The following is a 22,848-nucleotide window of genomic DNA, read 5'->3' as shown; positions in this document are numbered from 1 at the left end:
TTCCCCTTCGTGCAGTCGTGCAAGTCGTGCTGCTGTGGGTCCGCCGTCGACCGGTGCCTGAAACCTTTCGGCACCGGCCGGCGACTACGCGAGGGTGGGTGCGATAGTGATCATCTCTTTCGTACGACGACGAAGTCGGCGAGCGCCGCGAACGCGGACCTGACCTGGTCGGGCATGTTCACGGAGTCGAGGGCTTCGATGGCGATGGTGTGCTGACGGCGTGCCTCCTGGGCGGTCCACTCGCGGCCGCCCGCCTCCTCGATCAGGGCGGCGCGGGCCGCGAACTCCTCCTCGGAGAAGTTCTCGAAGTCGCTGCTCTTGGCGTCGGCGGCGAGGATCTCGCCGAGCCGCTCGGAGGCTTCTCCGCCCGCCGCGAGGGCGGCCACCACCGGCAGGGACTTCTTGCGCTGGCGCAGATCGCTCCAGGTCTGCTTGCCGGTGGACTCCGGGTCGCCCCAGATGCCGAGGAGGTCGTCGACGGCCTGGAACGCCAGGCCGAGGTGGTAGCCGTACTTCTCCAGGGTGTCGGCGGTCGCGTCGTCCGCGCCGCCGAGCACCGCGCCGATGGAGCTGGCGCAGGCGAGCAGGGCGCCGGTCTTGTTGCCCTCCATCTCCAGGCACTCCTCGACGCTGACCCGGTCGCGGTGCTCGTAGGAGATGTCCTGGGCCTGGCCGTCGATCAGGGCGCGGGTGGCCGCGGTGAGGCGGCGGGCGGCGCGGCCCGCCTCGACGGTGCCCAGCTCCAGCAGCACCTCGTTGGCGAGCGCGAACAGGGCGTCGCCGACCAGGATGGCCTGGGCGGGGCCGTGCACCTTCCAGACGGTGTCGCGGTGGCGGCGCTGCTCGTCGCCGTCCATGAGGTCGTCGTGCAGCAGGGAGAAGTTGTGGACGAGCTCGACGGCGACCGCGCCGGGCACCCCGGCCTCGGGGGCGGCGCCGGTGACCTCGGCGGAGAGCACCGCGAGGGCGGGGCGCACGGCCTTGCCGCCGTCGCCGTGGGCCGGGTTGCCGGCGGCGTCGATCCAGCCGAAGTGGTAGGCGGCGACGGTGTCCATGGGAGGGGCCAGGCGGTCGACGGCCTCCCGCAGGACCGGGGTCGCCAGGGTCCGGCCGCGCTCCAGGAGCGCGGTCACGTCCACCGCGGTCTGCCGAGCGGCCGGCGAGGCCGGGGGCACAGTGGGCACAGTCTCTCCTATTGTCGCAGTGCCGGCGGTGCCGGCGGCGCCGGCAGTACCGGCTGCGGGCTGCTGGTCGACCTTCACCGGATCCCCCCTCGCTGGGCGGCGCCGGTCTCTCCCGGTTGTCGGCCGGGGCCCCGGGGGGTGTCCCCGGTGGCAGTGCGGTGGGCCGTCTCCTTCAGGGCGAACAGACGGCTGGGGCGGGGCCGGCCCAGGGCGCGCAGCGCGGCGTCCGCCGCGCCGACGCCGCTGCGGACCGCGCTCTCCATGGTCGCGGGCCAGCCGGTGGCGGTCCACGCGCCGGCCAGGTACAGGCCGGGCGCCTTGGTGCGGGCGCCGGGACGCAGCCGTCCGACGCCCGGGGTGGGAGCGAACGTGGCCGTGCGCTCGCGGGTGACGAAGAAGTCCTTCACCTCGGCGCCGCGCGAGCGCGGCAGCAGCCGGCGCAGCTCGGGCAGGTAGCGCTCGCGCAGCTCGGCCACCGGGGCGTCGATCTCGTCCTGCGCCACCGACTGGGACAGCGCCAGGTACTGGCCCTGCTTCAGGCCGGAGGCGTCGGTGCGGTCGAAGACCCACTGCACGGGGGTGCCGAGGGCGGCGACGAAGGGCCGGCCGAGGACCTTGCGGTCGTAGACGACGTGGACGTTGAGGATGGGCGCGGTGCCGATGTCCAGGAGCCGTTCCGGGGCGTCCAGGGCGCCCGGCGGCAGCAGTTCGTACGCCTCGCGCTGGGGTACGGCGAGGACGACCGTGTCGGCTTCCAGGGTCTCGCCGGGAACCTGGACGCTCCAGCGGCCGTTCTCGTGGGGGGAGACGGAGGTGACGCGTGTACGGACCTCGGTACGGACGCCCGCGGAGTCGAGCGCCCTGCGGGCCAGGCGGTCGTGCAGTTCGCCCAGCGGGACGCGGGCCCAGCCGATGTCGGCCGCGCCCGGGTCGGACAGCAGACCGGTCTTGAACACCATCGCGGCCAGCCCCAGTGAGGCGTCGGAGGCGACCGCGTTGAGGGTGGCGACCCCCACGAGGTCCCACAGTGCCTCGACGGCGCGGGGCGACTGGCCGCGCGCGGCCAGCCAGCTGCCGAAGTCCTGGCTGTCCAGCGCGGGATCGGTGGGGTCCAGCGCCTTGAGGGCGAGCGCGGCGCGGCCGACCCTGGCGCGCTCGGCGAGCGAGAGATGCGGATAGGTGGCCAGGCTGCGCCCGAGGTGCAGGGGTACGGGCAGCGGGTCGCGGCGCAGCCTGCCGAGCCGACGTCCCTCGGGTCTGGCGGCGTCCAGGACGGGCACGTCGAGCCGGTCCTGGAGCGGGGCCAGCGCGGCGCCCTCGATCCGGTCGAGGAACCAGCGGTAGGCGGTGCAGCAGCGCAGGTAGACGTGCTGGCCGTTGTCGACGGTGAGGTCACCGCGCCGGAAGGAGAAGGCGAGGCCGCCCAGACGCGGTCTGCTCTCCAGCAGCGTCACGCGCACCCCGGCGTCGGCGAGGGCGAGCGCGGAGGTCAGGCCGGCGAGGCCGCCGCCGACGACGACGGCGTGCCGTCCGGGCGCCGCCGCCGTCCGGTCGCCGTCCGGTCGCGTCCCGTCGGTCATCGTGCGCCCTCCCCTGTACGTCCGCCGCGGTGGGCGCGTGCTCCCCGGCCGGCCGTCGCCGTCAGTGACGCCGTCGGGCACCCGAAGGTTGCCCGCCGTCGCGGGCCCGCGTGCCGCCCTGTGGTCGAGGTGCCCATCAGGCACGCCTCCTGACGGTCTGCCGGGTGACGTGCCGGGTGTCCAGGCCGGACAGTCCGCGCACGGCGACGTACGCCTTCTCGCGGCCGGGCAGGGAGACCCGGCCGCGCAGCACGGCCTCGGGTTCGCGGGCGATGCGGTCGAGGAGCCGGCGGTAGATCCCGGCCATGGCGGCGACACAGGCGCCGCTGCGCCGGTCCAGCATGGGCAGCAGCTGGTAGCCCTCGGCGAACAGGGCGCGGGCGCGCCGCACTTCGAAGTGGACCAGGCCGGCGAAGTCGGAGCCCTCCGGCGGGGTGGAGCCGCGGAAACCGGCCGAGCAGCCGAACTTGGCCAGGTCGTCGGCGGGCAGGTAGGTGCGGCCGCCCTCGGCGTCCTCGCGGACGTCGCGCAGGATGTTGGTCAGTTGCAGCGCCAGACCCAGCGTGTCGGCGTACTCGGGGGCGCGCTCGGCGCCGCGCGCGCCGGGCTCGGTGCCGAACACGCCGAGCGAGAGCCGTCCGATGGCCCCGGCCACGCACCGGCAGTAGACCTTCAGGTCGTCCCAGGTCTCGTACGTCTCGCCGCGCACGTCGGCGAGGACTCCGTCGATGAGTTCGTCCAGGCCGCCCAGCGGGATCGGGAAGGTGCGGGCGGCGTGGGCGAGCGCCACGGCGACGGGGTCGGTGTCGTCGTCCTCGACGCCGCCCTCGCGGATCCGGTCGAGCAGGGCCCGGGTGTCCTGCAGCCGGACGGCCTTGACGTCGTCCGCCAGCGCCCCGTCGCCGATGTCGTCGACCCGCCGCGAGAACGCGTACAGCGCCGACATCGCGCGGCGCTTGGGCGCCGGCAGGAGTCTGATGCCGTAGGCGAAGTTACGGGCCTGCTGTCCGGTGACGGCCTCGCAGTAGCTGTAGGCGGCGAGTACCGGTGCGGACGCGTGCTGTTCCGACTCCACGGACCGGATCACCCCTCTCCTCGCAGAGTCACGCCCACCTCGCGCAGCAACTGGACCTTGCCGGGCTTGGGCGGGCCGGGAAGTACGTCGTATTCGGCGGCGGCGATCGCGCGGACCGCCGCCCTCCCTCCCGCCACGAACCCCGCGAGCAGCAGCTTGAGTCTGCCGTGGACGCTACCCACCAGGGGGGCGCCTTCATTCAGGAGTTCACGGGCGCGTTCGGCTTCGTACGCGACCAGCGCGCGCACCGATGCGCCCGCGGTGGGTGTGGCGAGGTCCGCCTCCTGGACGTGGAAGCGCTTCATGTCCGAGGCGGGCAGGTAGATGCGGTCGCGGGCGAGGTCCTCGGCGACGTCCTGGAGGTGCTCGACGATCTGGAGGGCGGTGCAGATCGCGTCGGAGCGGCGGATCCGCTCGGGGGTGGAGGTGCCGGTGACGGCGAGGACGAGGCGGCCGACGGGGTTGGCGGACAGCTCGCAGTAGGCGAGCAGGTCGTCGTAGGTCTCGTAGCGGGCGACGAGCTGGTCCTGCCGGTTGGCGGCGATCAGGCCGAGGAAGGGCTCGGGGGTCAGCGCGCAGCGGCGGACCGTGTGCTGGAGGCGGCGCAGCAGGGGGTGGCGCGGGGTGCCGTCGAAGACCCGGCGCAGGTCGGCCTCGAAGGCGTCGAGGAGGGCGAGGCGGTCCTCGGCCTGCTCGGGCGTCGCGCCGAGCAGCCGGGCGTCGGCGCCGCCGGGGGCGAGGTCGCCGTCGCCGATGTCGTCGACCAGACGGGCGAAGCCGTAGACGGCCATGAGGTCGGTGCGCCAGGCGCGGGGCAGGAAGAACGGGGCCACGGGGAAGTTCTCGCCCGCGGCCTTGTCGAGGGTGGCGCGTTCCGGATCGGGCGCCTCATTCCTCCGCGTCATCGTCCGCTGCCCGGCACGGGGACGGCACATGCTCCGTTGAGCAGGGGAGTTTCCGTAGCCATTGCCGTCACATCTCCCGTTCTACACTGCCGACCCAAGACACACTATTTCGGACACGCCGCCCGGCCCTTCGCGGGAGCGGCCCGGCGGAGGGTGTCGCGCATTATCTCCCCACTTGCCGCTTTCCGGGACCGGTACAGCTTACGTTGTACAACGCCGGGGGTCGCAGGGGGGGTGTCCCGCAGATCACAACAACACACCGATCGCGTTCAAGATTCCTAAGAACCGCGCGAGTTGACGTTTCCTTTACGGACGCGCAGCCCACCGCGACTTTCCGCCGAGGCCCTCTTCGGACAGTTCACCAGCGAGGTTTTCAGCCACGGCCGTACCTTTCCTCCGCCTTCCAGAAGTAGACGAATCCACCGGAGAAGAAGATCACGGCCCACACCAGGGCAAGCGTCCAGACGTGCGGCGGAAGGTGCGAGGCGCCGTAGCCGTCGATCAGCGCGAAGCGCATCAGGTCCATGTAGACGGCGGCCGGATTGCTCTGCATCAGCCGGATGAACCACTCCGGCCGGCCCTTGAGCATGCCGTCGATGGAGAACATCACGCCCGAGGCGTACATCCAGGTGCGCAGGAGGAACGGCATCAGCTGGGCCAGGTCCGGGGTCCCGGCGCCCATCCGGGCCACGATCAGCGACAGGCCCGTGTTGAACAGGAACTGGAGCAGCAGGACCGGGACGACCAGCAGCCACGAGGGCGCCGGCAGGCTGCCGGCGGCCATCACCACGGCGAACAGCACGATCATCGAGAACAGCAGCTGCTGGAGCTGCTGGAGCGCGAACGAGACCGGCAGCGCGGCCCGCGGGAAGTGCAGGGCGCGCACCAGGCCGAGGTTGCCGGAGATGGCGCGCACCCCCGCGATGACGGAGCTCTGCGTGAAGGTGAAGACGAAGACACCGGTGACCAGGAAGGGCAGATACGTGCCGTTCGGCAGCCCCCGGTCGGTGCGCAGGAGCATCCCGAAGACGAAGTAGTACACGGCCGCGTTCAGCAGCGGGGTGGCCACCTGCCAGAGCTGGCCGAGCCCGGCCTGGCTGTACTGGGCGGTCAGCTTCGCCCGGGAGAAGGCCAGGACGAAGTGGCGCCTGCTCCACAGCCGGCGCGCGTACTCCAGGAGCGGGGGCCGGGCACCGCTGACGGTCAGCCCGTACTCGGCGGCGAGCCGTGCCGCCGGAAGGTTCTCCCGGGCCGGCGGCACCGCGCCGGTGCCGGTGCCGTCGTCCCGCGCGGTCTCACTCACCGGACTCGTCCTTCGTCCTCGGATGCCGGCCGGCACGGAGTGCCGCGAGGGCACACCGCACCGGCCGGCACGGCCGACGCTCCCGAAGAACGAGCTTGTCAGATGACGGGCGGCCGCCCCAGCCGGGTGAGCCGCCAGACGGTACGCCAGCGCATGGGCCGGCGCGGACCGCAGGGGGTGGTCCAGCCCTCCTTGAAGCCGGTGAACCAGGACTTCAGGGCCGGGCGCGAGGGGCGGCGGGCCAGCGTGAGGACCATCCAGACGCCCAGGTAGACCGGGATCAGCGGGGCCGGGAGGTTGCGGCGGGCCAGCCAGACCCGGTTGCGGGCGACCATGCGGTGGTAGACCGCGTGCCGCGAGGGCGCGGTCGTGGGGTGGAACAGCACCATGTCGGACCGGTAGTCGATCATCCAGCCCGCGTCCAGGGCCCGCCAGGCCAGGTCGGTCTCCTCATGGGCGTAGAAGAACTCGTCCGGCAGGCCGCCGACCTCGGCGAGGACCTTGGTGCGGACCGCGTTGGCGCCACCGAGGAAGGTGGTGACCCGGGAGGAGCGCATCGGGTCGGAGGCCCGCAGCCGGGGCACGTGGCGGCGCTGGGTGACCCCGGTGTCGGGGTCGGCGATGCGGAAGCTGATGATGCCCAGCTTCCCGTCGTCCGCGAAGGCGCGGCGGCACAGCTCGGCGGTGTCCTGGCGGGCGAGCAGGCCGTCGTCGTCGAGGAAGAGCAGGATGTCGACGTCGGTGCCGCCGGGGCCGAATGCCTCGATGCCCACGTTGCGTCCGCCGGGGATGCCGAGGTTCTCGGGCAGCTCGACGGTGCGTACGCCCTCGGGGACGTCCGGGACGGGCGAGCCGTTGCCGACGACGACGACCTCGACCGGGTCGCCGTCCTGCTTGGCCACGGAGTCGAGCAGCGCGCGCAGCTCGTCGGGGCGGTTGCCCATGGTGATGACGACGGCCCCGACCTTCGCCGGTGTGGCCGCGCCGGTCACCGCAGCCTGCTGGAGACGAGGACCGACACCAGGTGCAGCAGAGTCTGCAGGACCGCGATGCCGGCCAGGACGGCGGTGCCGAGGCGGGTGAAGAACAGGTCGCCCCGTATCTGGTCGACGACGGCGAGGACCAGGATCAGCAGCGAGGCCTCGATGCCGAGGATCAGCCGGTGGAACTTGAGCGCGGCGGCGGCGCGGCGGGCCAGCGCCATCCCGGAGGAGCGCGGTTCGGCGGCGCTCTCCTTGACCGGGGGCAGCCCGCCCTGGTGCCGGGCCACGCCGACCAGGTCGGTCTCGGCCTTGATCAGGATCGCGCCGAGCGCGGCCAGGGTGCCCAGGAAGGCCCACAGCCAGTCGATGCGCCCGCTGCCGAACAGGTCGGCGGCGCGCAGGCCGAGGCCGACCAGGACGGCGGCGTCGGTCAGATAGGCGCCGACCCGGTCCAGGTAGACCCCGCCGAGCGAGAACTGCTGCTTCCAGCGGGCGACCTCGCCGTCGACGCAGTCCAGCAGCAGATAGAGCTGGACCGCGACGACACCGAGCACGGCGCCCCAGATCCCCGGCACCAGCAGGGCCGGGGCGGCGAGCACTCCGCACACCGTCATCAGGTACGTGAGCTGGTTGGGCGTGACCTTGGTGTTCACCAGGTAGCGGTCGACCCGCAGGGACACCTCGCGCATGTAGAGGCGTCCCATCCAGTGCTCACCGCTGCGCCGGTCCTTGACCCCCGCGGGGTGCACGACCGGCCTGAGTTCAGCTACCGATGGCCTTGACATAGTCGGCGTAGGCGTCCTTGATCTGTTCGGTCTTGAGGTCGAGGTGTTCGAGGATCGTGTAGCGGCCGGGCCGGGTCTCCGGGGCGAACTCCACGGCGCGGACGAACTCGTCCACCGTGAAGCCGATGTCCTGCGGCAGCACCGGCAGGCCGTGCCGGCGCAGCACCTGCGCCATCAGGACCGCCTCCTCCCGCGCGCCGCGCAGGTGCATCGCGAAGGCCGCGCCCAGTCCGCACTGCTCGCCGTGGCTGGCGGCGCGGCGGGGGTAGAGCAGGTCGAAGGCGTGGTTGATCTCGTGGCAGGAGCCGGAGGCGGGGCGCGAGTCGCCCGAGACGGCCATGGCGATGCCGGTGAGGACCAGGGCCTCGGCCAGCACCTGGAGGAAGCCGCTGTCCTCGATGCCGCCCGGGTGCCGCAGCACCGCCTCGCCCGCCTGCCGGGCCATGGCGGCGGCCAGGCCGTCGATCTTCTCGCCGTTCACGCGGTGGGCGAGCTCCCAGTCCGCGATCGCGTTGATGTTCGAGACGGCGTCGCCGATGCCCGAGCGGACGAAGCGGGCCGGGGCCGCGCGGATGACGTCCAGGTCGATGACGACGGCGATCGGGTTGGGCACGCCGTAGGAGCCGCGGCCCGCGTCGTTGTCCAGGGTGGCGACCGGGGAGCACAGGCCGTCGTGCGCGAGGTTGGTCGGCACGGCGACCAGCGGAAGGCCGACGCGCGCGGCGGCGAACTTGGCGCAGTCGATGATCTTGCCGCCGCCCAGGCCCACCACGGCGTCGTAGTGGCCGCTCTTCATCTCGCCGGCCAGCCGGATCGCGTCGTCCAGGCTGCCGCCGCCGACCTCGTACCAGGTGGCACCGGGCAGGGTCGGGGCGATCCGCTCGCGCAGCCGGGCGCCGGAGCCGCCGCTGACGGCGACGGCGAGCCGCCCGGAGTGCGAGATGCGTTCGTCGGCGAGGACACCGGCCAGGTCGTCGAGGGCGCCGGGCCGGATGTCCACCGCGACCGGCGAGGGGATCAGCCGGGTCAGTAGCGGCACGCGATCTCCCGTCCCCGGGCGAGGTCGTCGTGGTTGTCGATCTCGACCCAGTCGACCTCGCCGATGGGCGCCACGTCGATCCGGAAGCCGCGGTCGACCAGCTCCTGGTAGCCGTCCTCGTAGTACAGCTGCGGGTCGCGCTCGAAGGTGGTCCTCAGCGCGTCGGCCAGGTCGGCGGCGGCCTCGCCCTCGATGAGGGTGACGCCGATGTACTCGCCGGTGGCCTCGGCCGGGTCCATCAGCTTGGTGATCCGGCGCACCCCGGTGGACGGGTCGGCGACGACCTTCATCTCCTCGTCGGCCAGCGTCTTGACGGTGTCCAGGGCGAGGATGATCCGCTTGCCGTCGCCGCGGGCCGCGAGCAGGGTCTTCTCGACGGAGACGGGGTGGACGGTGTCGCCGTTGGCGAGGATCACGCCGTCCCTGAGGGCGTCACGGCCGCACCACAGGGAGTAGGCGTTGTTCCACTCCTCGGCCTTGTCGTTGTCGATGAGGGTGAGCTTCAGGCCGTACTTCCGCTCCAGGGCCGCCTTGCGCTCGTGGACGGCCTCCTTGCGGTAGCCGACGATGATCCCGGCCTCGGTCAGACCGATCTCGGCGAAGTTGGCGAGGGTGAGGTCGAGGACGGTGAGCCCGTCGGAGCCGTCCTCTATGCCCGCGGGCCCGACCGGCACCAGCGCCTTGGGCAGGGTGTCGGTGTAGGGGCGCAGACGCCGTCCGGCGCCGGCCGCCAGCACGAGGCCGATCATGCGGGTTCTCCTTCATCGTGTACGGCGGGCGCACCGTCCTTGTGGGCGGTGACCCAGAAGCGGATGCTCTCGGCGAGCACCACCACGGCGACGAGCACGGCGACGGCCGTGAGCGCGGCCTTGAACTGCGCGGCGGTGAGCAGCGCCGCCAGTACGGCGACGAGCAGGGTCCGCCCCTCCTGTCCCCCGACGGCGCGCACCAGGCGGCGCGGCGGCGCTCCGGCGTCGCCGCGGATGCGGTACACCGTGTCGTAGTGATGGTAGGCGACGGCCGCCACCAGCCCGAACGCCGCCGGAAGGGCTCCGCGCGCATCGGCGCGGGCGGCCAGGGCCAGCACGGTGCCGTACTCGGCGGCGCGGAAGAACGGCGGGACCAGCCAGTCGAGGGCGCCCTTGAGGGGGCGGGCGACGGCGAGCGCCGAGGTGAGGACGTAGCAGAGCGCGCCGGCGACCGGCCAGGGGCCGCCGAAGTCGGTGAGGGCCGCGGTGGCGACGACGGCGAGGCCGCCGACGAGGGCCACGGCGGGCGCGGCGATGCCGGGCAGCCGGCGGGCGGGCCGGGCGAAGAGGCGGGCCAGGCCCTCGGTGAGCGGGCCGCTGTCGGCGAGGTCGGCCAGCGCCTGCGCGGCACGGTCGGTGCGGGTGGCCCGGCGGGTCACCGAGCGCAGCAGACGGCCGGCGGTGGTGTACGCGGCGGCGAAGGCGCAGCCGACGAGCAGCGCGTACAGGGTGATGCGGGGGGTGGTCGCGGCGGTGAGCACCGCGATCATGGCCCAGCGTTCGCCGATGGGCAGCACGATCATCCGGCGCAGCCACACCGTCCAGCCGACGCTGTCGAGCCGGTCGGAGAGGGCGGCGGTGGGGCTGGTGTTGGCGGTGGCGTCGTGGTTCGCCTCGTTGAAGGAGAAGTCGACGACGTGCCGGCAGGTCTGGAGCACCATCGCGCCCAGGGCGAGCGCCCACACGTCGTCGCCGCCGCGGGCCGCGCCGAGGGCGAGCCCGGCGTAGTAGGCGTACTCCTTGGCCCGGTCGAAGGTGGCGTCGAGCCAGGCGCCGAGGGTGGAGTACTGGAGCGAGTAGCGGGCGAGCTGGCCGTCGGTGCAGTCCAGGACGAACGAGGCGATCAGGAGCACGCCGGCGGCGACGAAGCCGCCGCGGGTGCCGGTGGCGGCGCAGCCGGCCGCTATGAGCGCGGTGAGCAGCGAGGCGGTGGTGACCTGATTGGGCGTCAGGCCGCGGCGGGCGCACCAGCGGGCGAGGTAGCGCGAGTACGGGCTGATGAAGAACGTGGTGAAGAAGCCGTCGCGGGCCTTGACGGCCGACTTCAGACGGACGGCCTCGTCGTCGACGGCGGCGACGGCCTGCCGTGCCTCGTTGCGGGCCTGCGGGTCGGCGGGGACGACGGCGACGAGGCGGCCGAGCTCGGGGTGGTGCACGGCGGCGCCGTCGGCGTGCAGGGCGGTGACGGCACGGTCGGCGACGCTGTCCACGGCGAGCGCGGTGCCGCCGCCGGGGGTGACCTCCCGGGCCAGCGCGCGGGTCAGGGCCGGCCGGGCGGCGGGCTGGGCGGTGACGGCGCCGGGGACGGCGGCCAGCGGGAAGCGGGGGTCGGTCAGTCCCAGGCGCAGGGCGTGGGTGTGGCCGACGAAGCGGGCGTCCACGACGGCGACGCGTTCCCCGCCGGGCACCCGGGCGAGGAGTGTCTCGGCGTCACCGGCGTCGGCGGCGTGCCGCACGTCGAAGCCGAGGGACCGCAGATCGGCCTCGATCGACGATCCGGGGACCGGCTGACCGGTGAGGATGGCGGTCGACAACCGAACTCACTCCCTGGTGCCGGCGCGCGCCGGTCATGTGCATGGTGGAGGGGTGCCGCTCGCCGCAGGGCGGCCGGGCGGCATGTCGGCAGAGGCTATCGGATGCCGGGAAGCCCGCGTCCACCGCCCGCTCGGGGGCCGATCGACGTCATCTGCCGCAGCCTGCGCCGCGATCATCATGGGTGATCCGGGGGCGGGTCACAAACTCCGCGCCGGATCCGGGCGTTCGCCCCGTCGGCGCGGAGTGCGGCGCGGACGGCGGCGCGCGGGCCGCGCGCCGGGGCGCCGCCCCGCCGAAACGTTCTGACCTGCGGATCGTTTACGCAGGTCAGGGCACATGACAACGGTGTTCAGTGCCGCGTTGCCCCATACCCCCCGCCCGTAGTTCACTGTGGTTCCTGGCGGATATCCGGGACGGAACTCAGGAGGGTGGAGAGGCTATGGGGGCCGGTCACGACCACGGGCACACGCACGGCGCCGCCGGTACGGCGGCGGCCGCCCACCGCGGCACGCTGCGCGTCGCGCTGTCGATCACGCTCGCCGTCATGGTGGTGGAGATCGTCGGCGGGGTGCTCGCGGACTCGCTCGCGCTGGTCGCGGACGCCGCGCACATGGCGACGGACGCCCTGGGCCTGGGCATGGCGCTGCTCGCCATCCACTTCGCGAACCGGCCGGCGGGCGGCAACCGCACCTTCGGCTACGCCCGCGCCGAGATCCTCGCCGCGCTGGCCAACTGCCTGCTGCTGCTCGGCGTCGGCGGCTACGTCCTGTACGAGGCGGTGCAGCGGTTCATGACGCCCGCCGAGACGCACGGCGGGCTGATGATCGTGTTCGGTCTGATCGGCCTGGTGGCGAACTCGGTGTCGCTGACGCTGCTGATGCGGGGCCAGCAGGAGAGCCTGAACGTGCGGGGCGCCTTCCTGGAGGTGGCCGCGGACGCGCTCGGCTCGCTGGCCGTCATGATCTCGGCCGCGGTCATCCTGCTCACCGGCTGGCAGGCCGCCGACCCGGTCGCCTCGCTCGCCATCGGCCTGCTGATCGTGCCGCGCACGGTCAAGCTGCTGCGCGAGACCCTGGACGTCCTGCTGGAGGCCGCCCCGAAGAACGTGGACATGGACGAGGTGCGCGCGCACATCCTGGCCCTGGACGGCGTCGAGGACGTCCATGATCTGCACGCCTGGACGATCACCTCCGGCCTTCCGGTACTGTCCGCGCACGTGGTGGTCAGTTCCGAGGTGCTGAGCGCCATCGGTCACGAAAAGCTGTTGCACGAGTTGCAGGGCTGCCTCGGCCACCACTTCGACGTGGAGCACTGCACCTTCCAGCTGGAGCCCGGCGGGCACGCCGAGCACGAGGCGCGGCTGTGCCACTGAGCGCCGTCCCGGGCGCCGGTCCGCCGGGGGACCCGGACGGTTCCGCCGGTGTCCGGCAGGGCACGATCAGTAACCGGGCCCTCGTGCGCTGAGCGTCCGTGTCCGGTCGTGTCCACACCCGGGCGCGGGACATGCGGGTACGCCGGGAAGTGCCGGGAGTGCCGGTTTCGTGCGGCAGACTTGGGGCTCGAGGACCGATGCGAAGGATGGGTATGCCGATCACACCTGCCACCGCGACGCACAGCTCGTCGAACGGCACCGCGGACGCGATCTTGCTGGAACTCGTCGACGAGGACGGCGTGACGATCGGCACCGCGGAGAAGCTCGCCGCGCACCAGCCGCCGGGGCAGTTGCACCGCGCCTTCTCCGTGTTCCTCTTCGACGAGCAGGGCCGGCTGCTGCTCCAGCAGCGGGCGCTGGGCAAGTACCACTCCCCCGGCGTGTGGTCCAACACCTGCTGCGGTCATCCGTACCCCGGCGAGTCGCCGTTCGCGGCGGCGGCCCGGCGGACCTACGAGGAGCTGGGGGTCTCGCCGACGCTGCTCGCGGAGGCGGGCACCGTCCGCTACAACCACCCGGACCCGGCGTCGGGCCTGGTGGAGCAGGAGTTCAACCACCTGTTCGTCGGCCTGGTGCAGTCGGCGCTGCGGCCCGATCCGGAGGAGGTCGGCGCGACCGCGTTCGTCTCCCCGGCGGAGCTGGCCGAGCGGCACGCGCGCGACCCGTTCTCCGCGTGGTTCATGACGGTGCTGGACGCGGTCCGTCCGGCGGTCCGGGAGCTGACCGGCCCGGCGGGCTGGTGAGGCCGTAGGGCCCGGCCCGCCGGGGCCACGGCGGCTACGACGGCTACGGGGCCCACGGCGGTCACGACGGCTACGACGGCTACGACGGCTACGACGGCTACGACGGCTACGACGGCTACGACGCGGGGGTGAGCGGCAGGGCGGCCCAGATCACCTTGCCGCCGCTCGCCGTGTGCTGGACGTCGCAGACCCCGCCGGCCTCCCGGGCGATCTCGCGCACCAGCAGCAGTCCGCGCCCGCCGGTGCGGCCGTGGTCGGCCTCCAGCGCGGTCGGCCGGTAGGGGTGGCCGTCCTCCACGGAGACCCGCAGCCACTCGGCGCCGACGGCCACCTCCACGGCGAGCACCGGCGACACCACCGCCGCGTGCCGGACCGCGTTCGTGACCAGCTCGGACACGATCAGCAGCAGTCCGTGCACCAGGTCGTCGGAGACCGGCACCCGCTGGCGCAGCAGCAGGTCGCGCACGGCGTGCCGGGCCTGCGGGACGGAGGCGTCGACGGCGGGCGCGGTGAAGCGCCAGACTCCCTCGTACGGCAGCGGGTGCGGCGGTGCTCCGGTCGGCGGGGCCCCCGTGCCGCCTGCCGGGCGCGGTCCGTTCCCGCGCCCCTGGTCGTCCATCGTCCGGTCGCCGCCCTCGCGCTCGATTGTCACCACACGTCGAGTGTTGGTAACGCGGCGCTCATCCCCAAGGACTGACGCAAGTCGGCCGGTATCCGGCGCGTCCCGATCGTTCCTGGCTGTTCCGGCCCCTCAGAGAAACGGTTCTGCTCAGTCGGTGCCGCGTTTGCGAACTCTTCGGTTTGTACGGATCGCGCGGGCGGCACCGCCCCGGGAGCGCGGTCGCACCCGTCCCGTTCGCACACCCGCTCGCACCGATAGCATCCGGGCCATGGAGCCGCAGCTGCTGCACGACGTCACCGACGCGGTCGCCACCGTCGTCGTCCACCACCCGGCCAAGCGCAACGCCATGACCGCCGCGATGTGGCGCGCGCTGCCACCGCTCCTGGACCGCCTGGCCGCCGATCCGGGCGTACGGGTCCTGGTGCTGACCGGCGCGGACGGGACGTTCTGCGCCGGGGCGGACATCTCCACGCTCCGGCGCTCGCCCGAGGAGGCGCAAACGCTGGCGGTGGCGGCCGAGGAAGCGCTCGCCGCCTTCCCCAAGCCGACCCTGGCGGCGGTGCGCGGGCACTGCGTCGGCGGCGGCGCCCAGCTCGCGGCCGCCTGCGATCTGCGGTTCGCCGAGGAGGGCGCGCTGTTCGGGGTGACCCCGGCGAAGCTCGGCATCGTCTACCCCGCCTCCGCGACCCGGCGGCTGGTGTCCCTGGTGGGCCCGGCCACCACCAAGTACCTGCTCTTCTCCGGCGAGTTGATCGACGCGCAGCGGGCGCTGCGCACCGGTCTCGTCGACGAGGTGCTGCCCGGGGGCGGACTCGGCAAGCGGGTCGCGGAGTTCACCGGGGTGCTGGCCGCGCGCTCGCAGCTGACGCAGGCGGCGGCCAAGGAGTTCGCGGACGGCCGCACCGGCCGGGACGCCCACTGGAGCGCCGAGGCACGCGGCAGCGGCGACACCGCCGAGGGGGTCGCCGCCTTCCTGGAGCGCAGGACACCGCGCTTCACCTGGAGCGCCGGGTAGGGCTCCGGATCAGCGCGCGCGTCCGGCGCCGCGGAACTCCTCCACCAGATGGGCGGGCGCCTTCTGCGGGGACCCGGCGTCGTAGGGCGGCTGCGGGTCGTACTCGATCAGGAGCTGGACGGCCTGCGCCCGCTCGTCGCCCGCGATCCGGCCGAACAGGGTCAGGCCCATGTCGATGCCGGCCGAGACACCGGCGGCGGTGACGTACTTGCCGTCGGTCACCACCCGCTCGCCGGTGGGCTCGGCGCCGAAGGTCCCCAGGTGGTCGAGGGCCAGCCAGTGCGAGGTGGCGCGCCGGCCGCGCAGCAGTCCGGCGGCGCCCAGCAGCAGGGAGCCGGTGCACACCGAGGTGGTCCAGGTGGTGGTCGCGTCGGCGGCGCGCAGCCAGTCGAGGAGCACCGGATTGTCCATCTGGGTCCGCTGCCCGGGGCCGCCCGGCACGACCACGATGTCGGGGGACGGTACGTCGGCCAGGGTGCGGTCGGCGCTCAGGGCGAGGTTGTCGGTGTCGGCACGCACGGGCCCGGTCCGCTCGGCGACGAAGACGGTGTCCGCCCCGGGCAGCCGGCCCAGCGTCTCGTAGGGGCCCACGGCGTCCAGGGCGGTGAAGTGGTCGTAGAGGACGATGGCGATCTGCATGGTGTTCCCTCCGGTGGGGGCGTGTGATGGGCGCGGGGCGCGTGCTGCGTGGTGTGCCGTGCGCAGGTGGTACGCGGGTCGCGGCGGTCAGGCGGTGCGCGCGGCGGTCAGGCGGTCGGGGCGGGGCGGAAGCGGCGGCGGTACTCCGCCGGGGCGGCGCCCAGAGTGCGGACGAAGGCGCGCCGCATGGCCTCGGGGGTGCCGTAACCGCTGGCCCGGGAGATCTCCTCGACGCCGTCGGCGGTGTCCTCCAGCAGCCGCCGGGCGTGTTCCAGGCGGACCCGGTCGACGTACCGGCCGGGTGTCATGCCCGTCTCGGCGCGGAAGGCGCGGGCGAAGTGGCGCGGCGAGAGGGCGGCGCGGGCGGCCAGCGCGTCCACGCCCAGGTCGCCGGCCGGGTGCTCGGTGATCCACTGCTGGAGGTCCCGGAGCGGGTCGCGGTGCGCCGTCTGGGCGGTGAGCTGGGCGCTGAACTGGGCCTGGTTGCCCGGTCTGCGCAGGAACACCACCAGATGGCGGGCGACGCGGAGCGCGGTGTCCCGGCCCAGGTCCTCCTCGACGAGCGCGAGCGCCAGGTCGATCCCCGCGGTGACCCCGGCCGAGGTCGACACCGTGCCGTCCCGTACGAAGATCGGGTCGGCCTCGACCCGCACCGCCGGATGGTCGCGGGCCAGGGTGGCGCAGTACGCCCAGTGGGTGGTGCACCGGCGGCCGTCCAGCAGCCCCGCTCGGGCCAGCAGGATCGCGCCGGTGCACACCGAGACCAGCCGGGCCGCGCGCGGCCCCTGTCCGCGCACCCAGTCGACCAGGCGCGGATCGGGCCTGCGGGTGCCCTCGCCGCCGGGCAGGACCAGGGTGTGCGGCACGGACGCCTCGTCGAGCGAGGAGTCCGGTACGACGTTCAGACCGCTGGAGGTGCGTACAGGTGCGCCGTCCAGGGAGGCCGTGCGCACCCGGTAGCTGCCGGGTGTCTGCTTCTCGGCACCGGCGAAGACCTCCAGGGGGCCGGTGACGTCCAGGCTCTGCACGCCGTCGAAGAGGACGAAGAGAACGGTTCGCTGCGCCATGGTCCCGATTCTCGGCGGCCCCGCCGACGGCCGCAACGACGGATTCCCCACCTTTTCTGCCATGCGTCCGGTGGACGCCCGCCGGGGCGCGCGCAGCGCGTGCGGCGCGGTCCGGGCGCGCGACGCGCCCCGCCGGACACCGCCCTGTCCCCCGCTTGTCGGTGCCGCCTGCCACAATTGCCGCGCAACCCGAAGTGGAGAAGGCGGTACGGGAACGTGACGACACCCCTCACAGGGTCCATCGAAGGCAGGATCGCCGAGGAGCTCGGCGTACGGGAGCGGCAGGTCAAGGCCGCCGTGGAGCTGCTCGACGGCGGTTCGACGGTGCCCTTCATCGCCCGCTACCGCAAGGAGGCCACCGAGACGCTCGACGACGCGCAGCTGCGCACGATCGAGGAGCGGCTGCGCTATCTGCGGGAGTTGGAGGACCGGCGGGCCGCGATCCTGGAGTCGGTGCGCGAGCAGGGCAGGCTCACCGACGAGCTGGAGGCGCGGATCCGCGGCGCCGAGACCAAGGCGCGGCTGGAGGACATCTACCTGCCGTTCAAGCCGAAGCGGCGCACCAAGGCGCAGATCGCGCGCGAGGCGGGCCTCGAACCGCTGGCGGACGGCCTGCTCGGCGACCCGGGTGTCGAGCCGTCGGCCGCGGCGGCGGCGTTCGTTGACGCGGACAAGGGCGTCGCCGATCCGCAGGCCGCCCTGGACGGCGCCCGCGCGATCCTCGCCGAGCGGTTCTCCGAGGACGCCGACCTGATCGGCGAGCTGCGCGAGCGCATGTGGACACGCGGGCGGCTGGCCGCGAAGGTGCGCGAGGGCAAGGAGGAGGCGGGCGCGAAGTTCGCCGACTACTTCGACTTCGCCGAGCCGTTCACCGACCTGCCCTCGCACCGGATCCTGGCGATGCTGCGCGGCGAGAAGGAGGAGGTCCTCGACCTCGTCCTGGAGCCCGAGGAGGCCACCGAGGGACCGTCCTCGTACGAGGGGATCGTGGCGCACCGCTTCGGCATCGCCGACCGCGGCCGGCCCGCCGACAAGTGGCTGAAGGACACCGTCCGCTGGGCCTGGCGCACCCGGATCCTCGTCCATCTCGGCATCGACCTGCGGCTGCGGCTGCGCACGGCCGCCGAGGACGAGGCGGTGGACGTGTTCGCGGCCAACCTGCGCGACCTGCTGCTGGCCGCCCCGGCCGGCACCCGCGCCACGCTCGGCCTGGACCCGGGCTTCCGTACGGGCGTGAAGGTCGCCGTGGTCGACGCGACCGGCAAGGCCGTCGCCACGGACGTGATCCATCCGCACGTCCCGGCCAACAAGTGGGACCAGTCCATCGCCACGCTGGCGCGGCTGGCCGAGGAGCACGCGGTCGAACTGATCGCCATCGGCAACGGCACGGCCTCGCGGGAGACCGACAAGCTCGCCGCCGACCTGATCAGCAGGCACCCGGAGCTGAACCTCACCAAGGTGATGGTGTCGGAGGCGGGCGCCTCGGTGTACTCGGCCTCCGCCTACGCCTCGCAGGAGCTGCCCGGCATGGACGTGTCGCTGCGCGGCGCGGTGTCCATCGCGCGCCGGCTCCAGGACCCGCTGGCCGAGCTGGTGAAGATCGACCCGAAGTCGATCGGCGTCGGCCAGTACCAGCACGACCTCTCCGAGGTGAAGCTCTCCCGCTCCTTGGACGCGGTGGTCGAGGACTGTGTGAACGGCGTGGGCGTGGACGTCAACACGGCGTCCGTGCCGCTGCTCGCGCGGGTCTCCGGCATCACCTCGGGCCTCGCCGAGAACATCGTGTCGCACCGCGACGCCAACGGCCCCTTCACCTCGCGCGCCCAGCTGAAGAAGGTCTCCCGGCTCGGCCCGAAGGCGTACGAGCAGTGCGCGGGCTTCCTGCGGATCCGTGGCGGCGACGATCCGCTGGACGCCTCCAGCGTCCACCCGGAGGCGTATCCGGTGGTGCGCCGCATGGTGAAGACGACGGGCCAGGAGGTGGCCTCCCTCGTGGGCAACACGGGCGTGCTGCGTTCGCTGCGCCCGGCCGACTTCGTCGACGACACCTTCGGTCTGCCCACGGTCTCCGACATCCTCAAGGAGCTGGAGAAGCCGGGGCGCGACCCGCGGCCCGCCTTCCGGACGGCCACCTTCAAGGAGGGCGTGGAGAAGATCTCCGACCTGTCCTCCGGGATGGTCCTGGAGGGCGTGGTGACGAACGTGGCGGCCTTCGGGGCGTTCGTGGACGTCGGCGTCCACCAGGACGGTCTGGTGCATGTCTCCGCGATGTCGAAGACGTTCGTGAAGGACCCGCGGGACGTGGTCAAGCCCGGTGACATCGTCAAGGTGAAGGTCCTGGACGTCGACATCCCGCGCAAGCGGATCTCGCTGACCCTGCGCCTGGACGACACGGCGGCTCCGCAGGAGCGGCAGGGCCAGGGCGGCGGCGGTGAGGCGCGCAGGCAGCGCGGCGGCCGGCCGCCGCAGCAGCGGCAGGGCCAGGGCCAGGGGCGCGGCGGCGGTGGGGGCGGCGGCGGTGCGCGTCAGGCGCCGGCGCCGGCCAACAGCGCCATGGCGGACGCGCTGCGCCGCGCGGGACTGCTGAACGGCGGGGACAAGGGCCGCCGCTGACACACCGCGGGCCCGGTCGGCGCCGCCGTGCGGCGGCGCGGACCGGGCCCGGTGGTCCTCCGGCCTTCGAAAAGGCCCCGGCGCGGCCGGCCGTCCACCGTCCGGTGCGTGTCACTGCCTGGGACACGCGGGCGGGGCGGGCCGGGTGCGACGGGGCCGGGGGCCCGGCGGCGCTGCGGGACGTCAGCGCGGGCTCTGGCCGGGGGGCAGCGCGGAGTGCGCGCGGGGACCGGCGCCGCGTCCGGCGGGGCCGGGCTCGAAGGCGCCCGACGGCCGGCCCGTCCGCATCACCTGGTCGAGCTCCCGCCGTATGCTCGTCGCCGCGTCACGGACCCGTGCGGGCACGTCCCCGCGTTCGGCGACGAGTTGGTGGTAGATGGGCGCGTCCTGGAACATGGACAACCATGCCTTTCGGTCTGCGGTGCGGTCTCTGTGCGCTGGACAACGGTTGCCGAGTGTAAAGCCCCGTGGGTGGGGCCCCGGTGGGCGCCTCCCGGGGCCGCCGCCGCGACCGGCCCTCAGAACGCGCCCGGGTACTCGCTCACCTTGCCGTCCACGACCTCCAGGCGGCGGGTGGTGCGGACGGCCCGCAGCATGCGCCGGTCGTGGGTCACCAGCAGGAGAGTGCCCTCGTAGGCGTCCAGGGCGGACTCCAGCTGCTCGATGGCGGGCAGGTCCAGGTGGTTGGTCGGCTCGTCCAGGACGAGCAGGTTGACGCCCCTGCCCTGGAGCAGGGCGAGCGCGGCCCTGGTGCGCTCGCCCGGCGAGAGCGTCGCGGCGGGGCGCAGCACGTGGTCCGCCTTCAGGCCGAACTTGGCGAGCAGGGTGCGTACGTCGGCGGGCTCGGTGTCCGGGACGGCCGAGCGGAAGGCGTCCAGCAGCGCTTCGGAACCGTGGAACAGGTGCCGGGCCTGGTCGACCTCGCCGACCAGGACGCCGGAGCCGAGGGTGGCGCGCCCCGCGTCCAGGGGGAGGCGGCCCAGCAGCGCGGCGAGCAGGGTGGACTTGCCCGCGCCGTTGGCTCCGGTGACCGCCACCCGGTCCGCCCAGTCGATCTGGAGGGAGACGGGACCGAGCGCGAAGGAGCCGCGCCGCACCTCCGCGTCGCGCAGCGTGGCGACGACCGCGCCCGAGCGGGGGGCCGCCGCGATCTCCATGTGCAGCTCCCACTCCTTGCGGGGCTCCTCCACGGTCTCCAGGCGCTCGATCATGCGCTGGGTCTGGCGGGCCTTGGCGGCCTGCTTCTCGCTGGCCTCGCTGCGGAACTTGCGGCCGATCTTGTCGTTGTCGCTTCCCGCCTTGCGCCGGGCGTTCTTCACGCCCTTGTCCATCCAGGCCCGCTGCGTCTGCGCGCGCTCCTGGAGGGCCGCCTTCTTGTCGGCGTACTCCTCGTAGTCGTCGCGGGCGTGCCGGCGGGCGACCTCGCGCTCCTCCAGATAGGCCGCGTAGCCGCCGCCGTAGAGATTGATCTGCCGCTGGGCGAGGTCGAGTTCGAGGACCTTGGTGACGGTGCGGGTGAGGAACTCGCGGTCGTGGCTGACGACGACCGTGCCCGCGCGCAGACCGGTGACGAAGCGTTCGAGCCGGTCCAGGCCGTCCAGGTCCAGGTCGTTGGTCGGTTCGTCGAGCAGGAAGACGTCGTAGCGGGAGAGCAGCAGGGAGGCGAGCCCGGCGCGGGCCGCCTGGCCGCCCGACAGGGACGTCATGGCCTGGTCCAGGTCGACGGCGAGACCGAGCGAGCCGGTGGTCTCCTCGGTGCGTTCGTCGAGGTCGGCGCCGCCGAGGCCGAGCCAGCGCTCCAGGGCGGCGGCGTAGGCGTCGTCCGCGCCCGGGGCGCCGTCGACGAGCCCCTGGGTGGCCTCGTCCATGGCGCGCTGGGCGGCGGTGACCCCGGTGCGGCGGGCCAGGAACTCCCGTACGGTCTCGCCGGGGCGGCGCTCGGGTTCCTGGGGCAGGTGGCCGACGGTCGCGGTCGGCGGGGAGAGCGCGAGGTCGCCCTGCTCGGGCACAGCCAGTCCGGCGAGGATCCGCAGCAGGGTGGACTTGCCCGCGCCGTTGGCGCCGACGAGACCGATCACGTCCGAGGGGGCGACGACGAGGTCGAGCCCGGTGAACAGCGCGCGGTCGCCGTGTCCGGCGGCGAGGTTCTTGGCGACGAGGGTGGCAGTCATCAGAGGGCCGATCCTAGAGCCTGGCGGTGCCCGGCCCGCAGCCCGGTGCGGGCCGGGCACGGGGATCCGGCCGGGCGCGCCCAGGCGCCTTCGGCTACGGTCCCGGGATGAACGGTGAACTGAGCGGCGATGTGGTGGTGGTCGGCGGCGGGGTCATAGGACTGACCACCGCCGTGGTGCTGGCCGAGGGCGGCCGGCGGGTGCGGGTGTGGGCGCGCGAGCCCGCCGAGCGGACGACCTCGGCGGTGGCCGGCGGCCTGTGGTGGCCGTACCGGATCGAGCCGGAGGCGCTCGTCGGGGAGTGGGCGCTGCACACGCTGGACGTGTACACGGAGCTGGCCGCGCGCCCCGAGGAGACCGGCGTGCGGATGGTCGAGGGCGTGCACGGCGGCACCCGGCTGGACGGGCTCGGTGCGTGGGCGGCGCGGGTGCCGGGGCTGCGCCCGGCGCGCGCCGGGGAGTACGCGGGTACGGCGCTGTGGGCGCGGCTGCCGGTGGTCGACATGTCGGTTCATCTGCCGTGGCTGCGGGAGCGGCTGCGCGCCGCGGGCGGGGTCATCGAGGAGCGGACGGTGCCGGAGCTGGCCGCCGTGGACGCCCCGGTGGTGGTGAACTGCGCCGGGCTCGGCGCGCGCGATCTCGTTCCCGATCCGGAGGTGCATCCGGTGCGCGGGCAGCTGGTGGTCGTGGCGAACCCGGGGGTCACCACCTGGCTGACCGCCGTCGACGACGTCTCGGCGGAGTCCGTCTACTACATCCCGCAGCCGGGCGGTCTCCTGCTCGGCGGGACGGCCGAGGAGGACGACTGGTCGACGGAGCCGGATCCGGCGGTGGCCGAGCGGATCGTCGCCCGGTGCGCGGCCCTGCGGCCGGAGATCGCCGGTGCGCGGGTGCTGGCGCACCGGGTGGGACTGCGCCCGGCACGGCGCACCGGCGTACGCCTGGAGCGCGAGACCCTGCCGGACGGCCGGACCCTGGTCCACAACTACGGCCACGGCGGCGCCGGAGTGACCGTGGCCTGGGGCTGCGCGCGGCAGGCCGCCGGCCTCGCGGTCCCGGCCCCCTCGAACTGACCGCGCCTCGCGACCGTGCCCGCATGACGGCAGCCCGGAACCGGCCGGGCGGCGG

General features: G+C 73.7%; 20 protein-coding genes. 5 read left to right on the top strand and 15 right to left on the bottom strand.

What is annotated here, in order from left to right; translation table 11 throughout:
- Positions 1-110 precede the first annotated feature (110 nt).
- The 11 genes from A8713_RS27355 to A8713_RS27310 all read right to left on the bottom strand — a co-directional run bounded on the left by A8713_RS27355 (position 111) and on the right by A8713_RS27310 (position 11,417).
- Entirely contained in the window at positions 111-1,184 is a 1,074-nt protein-coding gene (locus A8713_RS27355) for a polyprenyl synthetase family protein (RefSeq protein WP_237305459.1), read from the bottom strand.
- Between the two features lie 74 nt (positions 1,185-1,258).
- Entirely contained in the window at positions 1,259-2,764 is a 1,506-nt protein-coding gene (hpnE, locus tag A8713_RS27350; protein WP_064536354.1) for a hydroxysqualene dehydroxylase HpnE, read from the bottom strand.
- The gene (locus A8713_RS34995; protein ID WP_355480644.1) at positions 2,761-2,901 is read right to left on the bottom strand and encodes a DUF6380 family protein; all 141 of its coding nucleotides are present in this window, start codon (positions 2,899-2,901) and stop codon (positions 2,761-2,763) included. The genes hpnE and A8713_RS34995 overlap by 4 nt, the downstream gene beginning before the upstream one ends.
- Positions 2,901-3,851 carry a presqualene diphosphate synthase HpnD gene (hpnD, locus tag A8713_RS27345; RefSeq protein ID WP_064536353.1) on the bottom strand — a complete coding sequence of 317 codons (951 nt, stop codon included), beginning with the start codon at positions 3,849-3,851 and terminating at the stop codon, positions 2,901-2,903. Before hpnD ends, A8713_RS34995 begins: the two co-directional genes overlap by 1 nt.
- A complete protein-coding gene (gene hpnC / locus A8713_RS27340; protein WP_064536352.1) occupies positions 3,848-4,744 on the bottom strand; it encodes a squalene synthase HpnC in 897 nt (298 codons plus the stop codon). The genes hpnD and hpnC overlap by 4 nt, the downstream gene beginning before the upstream one ends.
- A 373-nt stretch (positions 4,745-5,117) precedes the next feature.
- Complete coding sequence (locus tag A8713_RS27335; RefSeq protein ID WP_064536351.1) at positions 5,118-6,047, bottom strand: ABC transporter permease; 930 nt, start codon at positions 6,045-6,047, stop codon at positions 5,118-5,120.
- A gap of 98 nt (positions 6,048-6,145) precedes the next feature.
- Positions 6,146-6,991 carry a glycosyltransferase family 2 protein gene (locus A8713_RS27330; RefSeq protein WP_064537744.1) on the bottom strand — a complete coding sequence of 282 codons (846 nt, stop codon included), beginning with the start codon at positions 6,989-6,991 and terminating at the stop codon, positions 6,146-6,148.
- Between the two features lie 44 nt (positions 6,992-7,035).
- Positions 7,036-7,815 carry a CDP-alcohol phosphatidyltransferase family protein gene (locus A8713_RS27325; protein WP_173860914.1) on the bottom strand — a complete coding sequence of 260 codons (780 nt, stop codon included), beginning with the start codon at positions 7,813-7,815 and terminating at the stop codon, positions 7,036-7,038.
- The gene (locus tag A8713_RS27320) at positions 7,793-8,854 is read right to left on the bottom strand and encodes an iron-containing alcohol dehydrogenase family protein (RefSeq protein WP_064536349.1); all 1,062 of its coding nucleotides are present in this window, start codon (positions 8,852-8,854) and stop codon (positions 7,793-7,795) included. The genes A8713_RS27325 and A8713_RS27320 overlap by 23 nt, the downstream gene beginning before the upstream one ends.
- The gene (locus A8713_RS27315) at positions 8,842-9,603 is read right to left on the bottom strand and encodes a phosphocholine cytidylyltransferase family protein (RefSeq protein ID WP_064536348.1); all 762 of its coding nucleotides are present in this window, start codon (positions 9,601-9,603) and stop codon (positions 8,842-8,844) included. Before A8713_RS27315 ends, A8713_RS27320 begins: the two co-directional genes overlap by 13 nt.
- Positions 9,600-11,417, bottom strand: a complete 1,818-nt coding sequence (locus tag A8713_RS27310; RefSeq protein WP_064536347.1) for a DUF5941 domain-containing protein — start codon at positions 11,415-11,417, stop codon at positions 9,600-9,602. Before A8713_RS27310 ends, A8713_RS27315 begins: the two co-directional genes overlap by 4 nt.
- Before the next feature lie 440 nt (positions 11,418-11,857).
- Here A8713_RS27310 and A8713_RS27305 point away from each other — a divergent pair, with 440 nt between their 5' ends.
- Together A8713_RS27305 and idi are read left to right on the top strand one after the other, a co-directional pair.
- Entirely contained in the window at positions 11,858-12,790 is a 933-nt protein-coding gene (locus A8713_RS27305; protein WP_064536346.1) for a cation diffusion facilitator family transporter, read from the top strand.
- A 212-nt stretch (positions 12,791-13,002) separates the two neighbouring features.
- Positions 13,003-13,593 carry an isopentenyl-diphosphate Delta-isomerase gene (gene idi / locus A8713_RS27300; RefSeq protein ID WP_064536344.1) on the top strand — a complete coding sequence of 197 codons (591 nt, stop codon included), beginning with the start codon at positions 13,003-13,005 and terminating at the stop codon, positions 13,591-13,593.
- A gap of 115 nt (positions 13,594-13,708) precedes the next feature.
- On the opposite strand, the gene A8713_RS27295 is transcribed toward idi, so the two are convergent.
- A complete protein-coding gene (locus tag A8713_RS27295) occupies positions 13,709-14,212 on the bottom strand; it encodes an ATP-binding protein (protein WP_064537743.1) in 504 nt (167 codons plus the stop codon).
- 271 nt (positions 14,213-14,483) lie between these two features.
- Between A8713_RS27295 and A8713_RS27290 the strand changes: the two genes are divergently transcribed.
- Complete coding sequence (locus A8713_RS27290) at positions 14,484-15,230, top strand: enoyl-CoA hydratase/isomerase family protein (protein ID WP_064536342.1); 747 nt, start codon at positions 14,484-14,486, stop codon at positions 15,228-15,230.
- A 9-nt stretch (positions 15,231-15,239) separates the two neighbouring features.
- Here the strand turns inward: A8713_RS27290 and A8713_RS27285 are convergent, their stop codons facing one another.
- On the bottom strand, positions 15,240-15,869 hold the full coding sequence (locus A8713_RS27285; RefSeq protein ID WP_064536340.1) for a DJ-1/PfpI family protein: 630 nt from the start codon (positions 15,867-15,869) through the stop codon (positions 15,240-15,242).
- 107 nt (positions 15,870-15,976) lie between these two features.
- Positions 15,977-16,936 carry a GlxA family transcriptional regulator gene (locus A8713_RS27280; protein WP_064536338.1) on the bottom strand — a complete coding sequence of 320 codons (960 nt, stop codon included), beginning with the start codon at positions 16,934-16,936 and terminating at the stop codon, positions 15,977-15,979.
- A 216-nt stretch (positions 16,937-17,152) separates the two neighbouring features.
- Here A8713_RS27280 and A8713_RS27275 point away from each other — a divergent pair, with 216 nt between their 5' ends.
- Positions 17,153-19,549, top strand: a complete 2,397-nt coding sequence (locus A8713_RS27275; protein WP_064536336.1) for a Tex family protein — start codon at positions 17,153-17,155, stop codon at positions 19,547-19,549.
- 518 nt (positions 19,550-20,067) lie between these two features.
- On the opposite strand, the gene A8713_RS27265 is transcribed toward A8713_RS27275, so the two are convergent.
- The gene (locus A8713_RS27265) at positions 20,068-21,720 is read right to left on the bottom strand and encodes an ABC-F family ATP-binding cassette domain-containing protein (RefSeq protein ID WP_064536332.1); all 1,653 of its coding nucleotides are present in this window, start codon (positions 21,718-21,720) and stop codon (positions 20,068-20,070) included.
- A 107-nt stretch (positions 21,721-21,827) separates the two neighbouring features.
- On the opposite strand from A8713_RS27265, the gene A8713_RS27260 reads away from it, so the two are divergent.
- On the top strand, positions 21,828-22,793 hold the full coding sequence (locus A8713_RS27260) for an FAD-dependent oxidoreductase (RefSeq protein WP_107440717.1): 966 nt from the start codon (positions 21,828-21,830) through the stop codon (positions 22,791-22,793).
- Positions 22,794-22,848: the final 55 nt, after the last annotated feature.

Source organism: Streptomyces sp. SAT1 (assembly GCF_001654495.1).
In the GTDB taxonomy this organism is placed as follows: domain Bacteria; phylum Actinomycetota; class Actinomycetes; order Streptomycetales; family Streptomycetaceae; genus Streptomyces; species Streptomyces andamanensis.
This window is presented reverse-complemented; position numbering and strand designations above follow the sequence as displayed.

Coding starts and splice junctions, on each gene's coding strand:
- hpnE (WP_064536354.1), bottom strand. CDS start 2,764: ATGACCGACGGGACGCGACCGGACGGCGACCGGACGGCGGCGGCGCCC.
- A8713_RS34995 (WP_355480644.1), bottom strand. CDS start 2,901: ATGGGCACCTCGACCACAGGGCGGCACGCGGGCCCGCGACGGCGGGCA.
- hpnC (WP_064536352.1), bottom strand. CDS start 4,744: ATGACGCGGAGGAATGAGGCGCCCGATCCGGAACGCGCCACCCTCGAC.
- A8713_RS27330 (WP_064537744.1), bottom strand. CDS start 6,991: ATGGGCAACCGCCCCGACGAGCTGCGCGCGCTGCTCGACTCCGTGGCC.
- A8713_RS27325 (WP_173860914.1), bottom strand. CDS start 7,815: ATGTCAAGGCCATCGGTAGCTGAACTCAGGCCGGTCGTGCACCCCGCG.
- A8713_RS27315 (WP_064536348.1), bottom strand. CDS start 9,603: ATGATCGGCCTCGTGCTGGCGGCCGGCGCCGGACGGCGTCTGCGCCCC.
- A8713_RS27305 (WP_064536346.1), top strand. CDS start 11,858: ATGGGGGCCGGTCACGACCACGGGCACACGCACGGCGCCGCCGGTACG.
- idi (WP_064536344.1), top strand. CDS start 13,003: ATGCCGATCACACCTGCCACCGCGACGCACAGCTCGTCGAACGGCACC.
- A8713_RS27295 (WP_064537743.1), bottom strand. CDS start 14,212: ATGGACGACCAGGGGCGCGGGAACGGACCGCGCCCGGCAGGCGGCACG.
- A8713_RS27290 (WP_064536342.1), top strand. CDS start 14,484: ATGGAGCCGCAGCTGCTGCACGACGTCACCGACGCGGTCGCCACCGTC.
- A8713_RS27285 (WP_064536340.1), bottom strand. CDS start 15,869: ATGCAGATCGCCATCGTCCTCTACGACCACTTCACCGCCCTGGACGCC.
- A8713_RS27280 (WP_064536338.1), bottom strand. CDS start 16,936: ATGGCGCAGCGAACCGTTCTCTTCGTCCTCTTCGACGGCGTGCAGAGC.
- A8713_RS27265 (WP_064536332.1), bottom strand. CDS start 21,720: ATGACTGCCACCCTCGTCGCCAAGAACCTCGCCGCCGGACACGGCGAC.
- A8713_RS27260 (WP_107440717.1), top strand. CDS start 21,828: ATGAACGGTGAACTGAGCGGCGATGTGGTGGTGGTCGGCGGCGGGGTC.